This window comes from Desulfofundulus sp. (genome assembly GCF_049701015.1).
In the GTDB taxonomy this organism is placed as follows: domain Bacteria; phylum Bacillota; class Desulfotomaculia; order Desulfotomaculales; family Desulfovirgulaceae; genus Desulfofundulus.
On record NZ_JBNATZ010000355.1, the window covers coordinates 1 to 2,048 of the forward strand.

The 2,048-nt window shown below is 46.9% G+C and carries 2 protein-coding genes; both read left to right on the plus strand.

Translation table 11 applies throughout. The features are described 5' to 3' along the window. Nucleotides 1–245: 245 nt before the first annotated feature. On the plus strand, nucleotides 246–1,310 hold the full coding sequence (cas6, locus tag ACPLUI_RS14295) for a CRISPR system precrRNA processing endoribonuclease RAMP protein Cas6 (RefSeq protein WP_424660913.1): 1,065 nt from the start codon (nucleotides 246–248) through the stop codon (nucleotides 1,308–1,310). A 27-nt stretch (nucleotides 1,311–1,337) separates the two neighbouring features. Beyond that, the coding region (locus ACPLUI_RS14300; protein WP_424660914.1) for a hypothetical protein at nucleotides 1,338–2,048 on the plus strand (711 nt) is incomplete at its 3' end.

The following is a 2,048-nucleotide window of genomic DNA, read 5'->3' on the forward strand; positions in this document are numbered from 1 at the left end:
TTGAACTGGGAGCAGGAATAATCCTGCTCTGCCGGGAGTTACAACCACTGACCCGACGACAAGGGGACTGAAAGAAAAAAGCATCTTTGGAATGCTTTTCATCCTGCCTGTTTCTAAAGATTTTTTAAGCCAAGAAAAATTTGATTTATTCTTACCAATGCAGGGAGGAATCTGTTTAAATATGGTGAATGTAGCAATAATAAGTAGTATTAGTCTTTTTGATCCCGTTAGGGGAGTTGTTTCATATGCTTATAAACTTTCGTTTGGCCATCTATGAAGTGGTACTTGAGGCCGGCCACGATGGGCTCTTTCTGCCTGCTTACAAAGGTTCAACTCTGCGCGGCGGTTTTGGCCAGGTTTTTCGTAGAATTACCTGCTCCATGCGACAAAAGGAATGCCGGGGTTGCCTTTTAAGGTACAACTGCCCTTATGCTTACATCTTTGAAACCTCACCTCATCCTGGTTCGGAGGTTCTCCGTAATTATGAGAGTATCCCACGTCCCTTTGTTCTGGAACCGCCGCTCGAAGAAAAGACAGTCTACCGTTCCGGTGAAACGTTAACTTTCAGATTGATCCTCATTGGGAAATCCATAGAATATCTCCCTTACTTCATTGTTGTTTTAAGGGAATTGGGCGAGATCGGCATCGGTAGAGGACGTAAAAAGTACAATTTGAGGGAAATAGTGGCGGTTGATCCGTTGAATGATAGGCGGGCGTGCGTCTATCGCGAAGAGGAAAGATTGGTTCGGAATGTGGATTTTTCGATAAGGGGGTCTGCCATTCCACATCTCTTAGAATATTATGGGCCTGATGCTGTTTTGTCCGGTGGTGGAGAGCACCCTGGTTCTCACAGGTGTAAACCCGGTAATAGATTGTCTGCTGAAGCACCCGCTCTGAAGTGTCCCACACGCTTGACTGTCGATTTCCTCACAATGACCCGCATTAAGTATGAAGAATCCTGCACGAGCAAAGTGGAGTTCCACATACTAATACGAAACCTCCTGCGACGTCTTTCTGCCCTTTTATATTTCCACCACGGTGAAGAATTAAAGCTGGATTTCAGCGGCCTGATAGCTCGGGCTACAAAAGTAAAGCTCGTCGAGGATCATACCCACTGGGTGGACTGGGAGCGTTTTTCCTCCAGACAGGATATAAAGATGAAAATGGGCGGTCTGGTGGGCCGTATAATCTATGAGGGAAACTTATCTGAATTTTTCCCTCTTTTGTACCTGGGTGAACTGGTACATGTTGGTAAAGGAGCTGTGTTCGGGATGGGGAAATACAGGATGGAGCAGGCGGGCGAACATTGAAGTCAAGGGGTATTCGGAGGTGAAAAAATGCTTGAATATACTGGTCACCCTTTTTTTGATGTAGGGGTGGCTACGATTACGGCTCTTGTGGGAAAAAGGGATCCTCGAACCATTACCGGAGCGGATCTTGAGCAAGTAGCTTCCTTCATCGAACGGGAATACGTTCGAGAACCCCTCAAGTCTTTTTTGGGGGTTGCCTTTACCACCAATGCCTGGTTCAATCAGCCCGCTTTTTCCAACCAACCTGAGAAACGACTGGAGTATGCCAGAAGGTTGTTGCGAAGTTATAGTAATGAGTCAATGCCGGTTCATTCGAGGGAAGAACGTTGCGTTTTTACTGGTGAGCTCGCTACTTCTACGGCCTTTTCGGATAAGTTGCCACCGGGTCGTGCCTTCCGGCAGCACATCCCTTTGCTTACAGGAGAAGGTGTAATCAACTTTTATCCGTGGGGCGATGCGGGTCTTCCAATATCTGGCAAGGCCGCCCTCTGCCTTTCGGCTTTTCCCCTTGGTTGTGCCAAGTGCGGCGGAAGGCTTTTTGCAGTGCATTCTGATAACCCTGAAATAATCTTTGAATTTGCTGCTGAATTTTTGGATTATAACCGCCGGGCATTGATGCTGGCTCAACAAGCGGGAAGCAAAAAAATGCCTGAATCTGACTCATCTGCCAGGACCCTTTTGATAAAAACATTGCTGTTAATTGAAGAAAGGCGACAGGAAGAAGCGTTAGAAGGCCGC